Genomic DNA, 4,894 nt, shown 5'->3' with positions numbered 1-4,894 from the left:
CATCGTGGGCGAGTCCGGCTCCGGCAAGACCACCTCCGCCATGGCAGCCATCGGCTTGCTGCCCTCGAATGCCACCATCGATGCCGGAACCATCACCTTCGATGGCCGCGATATCACCTCGCTGCGTCGCCGCGAGTGGCGTGAGCTGCGTGGGCGGCGCATCGGCCTCATCCCGCAGGACCCCAATAACTCCCTCAACCCAGTGCAGACCATCGGCGCCTCGGTGGAGGAGGGGCTGCGCATCCACAAGGTTGGTACTGCGGCCGAGCGCAAGGCCAAAGCACTGGAACTGCTGGAGCGCGTCGGCATCGATGATCCCCAGCGCCGCTATCACCAGTACCCGCACGAGCTGTCCGGCGGCATGAAGCAGCGCGTGCTCATCGCCGCCGCCGTAGCGCTGGAGCCCGACCTCATCATCGCCGATGAGCCCACCTCCGCGCTGGATGTCACCGTGCAGAAGATCATCCTCGATCTCCTCGATGACATGCGCGCGGAGCTCGGCATGGGCATCCTCTTCATTACCCACGACTTGGCGGTGGCCGGTGACCGCGCCGACCGCGTCGTGGTCATGGAATCCGGCCAGCTGCGCGAGGAGGGCCTGGCCGCCACGGTGCTGACGAACCCGCGCCACGACTACACCAAACGCCTGCTTGCCGACGCCCCCTCCCTCACCGTCGCCGACGCCGGCCGAGCAGCTACTTCGCGCAACGCCGTCGTCAAGACCGACACAACTACTGACCGCACCGCGGGCGAACCCTTAGTGCGGGTGGAAGGCCTGACCCAGCGTTTCGGTAATTTCACCGCCGTCGATGACATCTCCTTCACCGTGGCCAAGGGCTCGACCCACGCCATCGTGGGCGAGTCCGGCTCCGGCAAGACCACGACGGGGCGCAGCATCGCCATGTTCAACACCCCGACATCGGGCAACATCACCGTGGGCGGGCGCGACATCGTGGGTCTGCGCGGCAAGGCCTTGCGTGAAGAGCGTAACAACATCCAGCTGGTCTACCAGAACCCCTACGGTTCCTTGGACCCCAAGCAGACGATTGGCCAGACGGTAGCGGAGCCGCTGCGGAACTTGAAGGGGGTGCGTGCAAGCGCGGCCAAGGAAAAGGCCAAGGAGTTCTTGGACCTGGTAGCTCTCAACCCGGACTTTTACGACCGCCGTCCGCGCGAGCTCTCCGGCGGCCAGCGCCAGCGCGTGGCCATCGCGCGCGCCATGATCGTGGAACCGGAGCTGGTCATCCTCGACGAGGCCGTCTCCGCTCTCGACGTCACCGTGCAGGCCCAGATCCTGCGCCTACTGGCCCGGCTGCAGGAGGAACTCGGCCTGACCTACATTTTCATCTCGCACGACCTCGCAGTGGTCAACCAGATTTCCGATACCGTTTCGGTGCTCTCAAAGGGCCAGCAGGTGGAATGCGGGCCCACCGCCGAGGTCTTTAGTAACCCACAATCACCGTTTACCCGGAAGCTCATCGAGGCCATCCCCGGCTCGCGCTACCGCGCCGGCGACCTCAACCTGGGCCTGTAGCCTGGGCGAAAACGAAAGGATTAATTCATGGCAGACATCATTAACCTGTTGGCGGGTGTTGAGGGGGACGTCGCCCAGCTGCGCGAGCGCCGCCCCGAAGCCAAGGAGAATGCGCAGGCCTCCTTCGCCGCGCTCCTCGAACCTTCAACGCCCGGCACGTTCAGCTATGCGGAACGCTACGCCATCGCTACCTTTGTGGCGGGCGTGTATCAGGCGACGCCTGCCGTCGCCTTTTATTCTGACCTGCTGGCGGAGGAATCAGAGGAGCTTGCCGTCGAAATATCCCGCGCGGTGGAGAGCGGCATCACCACCGGCCCGTATATTGATGGCGGCTTCACGCTTTTCGAGGTCTCCCAGCGCCTCGCCGCCGCCCTCGACTTCGCCCACCTTCTGGTCTTCCACCCCAAGGATGCTTCTCCAGCTGCGATTGGTCACCTGCAGGCGGCCGGCTGGTCCGACGATGACATCGTGACGCTGGCGCAGCTGGTCAGCTTCCTGTCTTTCCAGCTGCGCGTGGCGCACGGCCTCTCCGTGCTTGCCGGTACTGCACAGCCCGCGCCCGTGACTGAGGCGCCGCGTCCCACCCAGACCCCGGAGTGGGTGCCGGGGGAGGGGACGCTGGTGCCGGACGTCGCCAAGCCGCAGGGCTTTGTAGCGCACTCGCTGGGCTGGAAGCCGTGGGTGCCGCCGCAGCCGAAGGAGGAGTTCACAGACGCGCAGCGCGATGCGCTCATTAAGCCCGAGCGCATCGATATGGAGTACTTCCGTCTGCTCGCCCGCGATCCGGCCGCGCTCAAGGCGCGCACGCTCACGGACCTGGACATCTTCTACAACACCGACGGCGGACTCGGCCGCGCCGAGCGTGAGCTGGCCGCCACGGTGGTATCGCGTCTCAACGGTTGCGAGTACTGCGCGTCGGTGCACCAGCAGCGCGCCAAGGAAGAGGGCGGTGACGCCGCGGCGATTGACCGTCTGCTCGAGGAGGGCGTAGATGCTGACCTGGGCTCGGCGCAGTGGTCCGCCATTCGCGATGCCGCCCTGGCCCTGACCGAGTCACCCTTTGCCTTCGACGCCTCCCACGTTGAACGCCTCGAGGCCGTGGGATTCGATACCCTAGCCATCATCGATGTCATCAACTCCACCGCGTTCTTCAACTGGGCCAACCGCCTGATGCTGACGCTGGGGGAGCCGGATGTGCCGAAGCGCTTCCGCTAACGAGAAGGAGGAACAACCATGGTGAAAACTGCCGTTGTAACTGGTGCGACGGGTGGAATGGGCGCGGAGATCATCAAGGACCTTGCCCGGGACCACCGCGTGTATGCCCTGGGGCGGCGCGCCGGGGAGCTGCCGGAGGCGGAGAACATCGTGCCGGTGGCAATCGATTTGCTGTCGCTTCTCGACGGCTCACCGCTTCCCGCCGAACTGTCTTCGCTGGAGCGCGTCGATGTGCTTGTACACGCGGCGGCTCGGGCGGATAAGCGCTCGGTGGAAAGCGCTCGGCCGGAGGATTGGCGCGCGCAGATGGACCTCAACGTGCACGTACCAGCCGAGCTGACCCGCCTGCTTTTGCCCGCGCTGCGTGCGGCGGAAGGGCTTGTGGTCTTCATCAACTCCGGTGCGGGCATCCACTCCTACGGGGACAACGTGATTTACGCGGCGACGAAGCACGCGCTCTACGCGCTTGCCGACGGCCTGCGCCTCGGCGAGCTCGGCATCCGCGTGTCCACCGTCGCGCCGGGCCCGACGGATACCCCGATGCTGCAGGGCCTGCAGGATTACAACCCAGAGCATGTCATCGCTCCTGTGGAGGTGGCGAAGGCCATCCGCGCCACCGTTGATGCTGGCCCGACGACGCAGCTGACTGAGATTCGCGTGCGCCCGCGCATTGAGTTGAATCAGCGCAAGTAGGAGCCGCGTTTTCTCTCAAGATGCGAAAAACGCAGCGCACGGTACAGTTATGAGGCGTGTCCACCTCTCAACGTCGCCGCCCCGCCTATTTGGTGATCGCGGATTCGCTGCGGAGCAAGATTGAATCCGGCGAACTGAAGCCGGGTGACCGCTTTCCCACGGAGCGGGAGTTAGTCCAGGAATACAAGGTGGCGCGCATGACGGTGCGCCACGCGCTGGACATCGTCCAGATCGAAGGTCTCATTGACCGCAAGCGCGGGCGCACCGGTGGCACCTTCGTGCGTGCCACCCCGCCGACGCTGAGCCTGACGAGCGGGCGAAGCGCCCTCGACCAGCTGCGTGAGCATGGACTCGATGTGGAGGTGCGGGTGTTGTCGCTGACGCTGATTGAGGTGCCTGGGCATCTCGCTTCCACCTTCGGGATTGAGGAAGGTGATTCCGTGTGGGAATGCCGCGCGGTGCAGTTGACCGAGGGCTCGCCCATCATGGCCTCCACCCTTTTTATCCCGCAGGCCTTGGCCTCGGACCTCACGGAAGAGGATGTCCAGAAGCCGCTGACCGAGCTGTTGACGGAGCTTGACCTGGTGCCCGTGTTTAAGCGGGACTCCCTCGTGGCCGCCACCGCGCGCACGGAGGAACAGAAAGCCCTTGGAGTGGGTCGGAACCAACCGGTCTTGCGCATTACGCGAACCGTCAAGGCGGAGGGCGGCGTCGTAGCTGCCCAGTTGGAAGAGACCCTGCGCCCCGATGCGGTCACGGTGGAAGTTGTCATCGGCGAGGACCCCACGCCGACCCTCGACTAGAAATCCCAGCCAGGACAGCGCCATGAGTTCGGCCTCGCTGGGAATGCGAGTTCGCACTCCAGGAAACCCGCCAACCATCATCGGGTTGGCGGGTTTCGTTCTTTAAGGGCTTAACCCTCAGTGGGCAGCACGTGAATCGTGCTCAAGGATCGCCGATATGCCCGCGTGCCTTGATGTGGTCCGCGGGAGGCAGTGTTGTCACTGGTGGTTAGCTGTTTCCTTCCTGCCGTTGCTGTGTTTGGTGGATGTTAGCTGCTGTCGGGTGGTTCCTCTGGTGGTTGTCCTGCTTGTTCGGCGGCGAGTCTGGCTACTGCTTCTTGGTATTCCGGCATTGCGGTGATTGGTGTGCCCCAGGGTGGGATGAAGCTGACCCCGGTGTTAAGCCGGTACATGTAGCCACGCCCGGTAGGCCTTTGTGGGTCATCATCATTGATCCCGTTGTGGTAGGCGCACAGGAAGGTCAGGTTCTTGATGTTGGTGTAGCCTCCCGCCTGCCAGGGGATGAGGTGATGGACTTGGCAGTAGTCTGCCGGCTTGTTACAGCCTGGTCTTGAACAGGTGTGGAATTCAGCATGCAGGGTAAGCCGCTGTTTGAAGTTTGCTCCACGCTCTAGTCGCCAGGTGTCGATGGGTCCTTCAATGGGGTGCA

General features: G+C 64.2%; 5 protein-coding genes. 4 read left to right on the top strand and 1 reads right to left on the bottom strand.

Annotation, left to right across the window (positions count from 1 at the left end):
* From HMPREF2967_RS10975 to HMPREF2967_RS10960, 4 genes are all read left to right on the top strand, one after another.
* Positions 1–1,534 (top strand): dipeptide ABC transporter ATP-binding protein (locus tag HMPREF2967_RS10975; protein ID WP_070686447.1); only part of this gene is annotated, 1,534 nt, incomplete at its 5' end.
* Positions 1,535–1,561: 27 nt separating this feature from the next.
* Complete coding sequence (locus tag HMPREF2967_RS10970) at positions 1,562–2,749, top strand: alkylhydroperoxidase domain protein (protein ID WP_070686445.1); 1,188 nt, start codon at positions 1,562–1,564, stop codon at positions 2,747–2,749.
* Between the two features lie 18 nt (positions 2,750–2,767).
* Positions 2,768–3,442: an SDR family oxidoreductase gene (locus tag HMPREF2967_RS10965; RefSeq protein WP_070686443.1), complete on the top strand. Its 675-nt coding sequence runs from the start codon at positions 2,768–2,770 to the stop codon at positions 3,440–3,442.
* Between the two features lie 56 nt (positions 3,443–3,498).
* Entirely contained in the window at positions 3,499–4,245 is a 747-nt protein-coding gene (locus HMPREF2967_RS10960; RefSeq protein WP_070522251.1) for a GntR family transcriptional regulator, read from the top strand.
* 248 nt (positions 4,246–4,493) lie between these two features.
* Here HMPREF2967_RS10960 and HMPREF2967_RS10955 read toward each other — a convergent pair.
* The coding region (locus HMPREF2967_RS10955) for an HNH endonuclease signature motif containing protein (protein WP_198531052.1) at positions 4,494–4,894 on the bottom strand (401 nt) is incomplete at its 5' end.

This window comes from Corynebacterium sp. HMSC059E07 (assembly GCF_001814395.1).
Classification (GTDB): Bacteria; Actinomycetota; Actinomycetes; order Mycobacteriales; family Mycobacteriaceae; genus Corynebacterium; species Corynebacterium hesseae.
Note: the sequence above shows the minus strand (reverse complement) of the source record. Positions and strands in the feature narration are given on the sequence as shown.

Excerpts from the sequence above, each read along its gene's own strand:
- HMPREF2967_RS10970 (WP_070686445.1), top strand. The coding sequence starts at position 1,562 with ATGGCAGACATCATTAACCTGTTGGCGGGTGTTGAGGGGGACGTCGCC.
- HMPREF2967_RS10965 (WP_070686443.1), top strand. The coding sequence starts at position 2,768 with ATGGTGAAAACTGCCGTTGTAACTGGTGCGACGGGTGGAATGGGCGCG.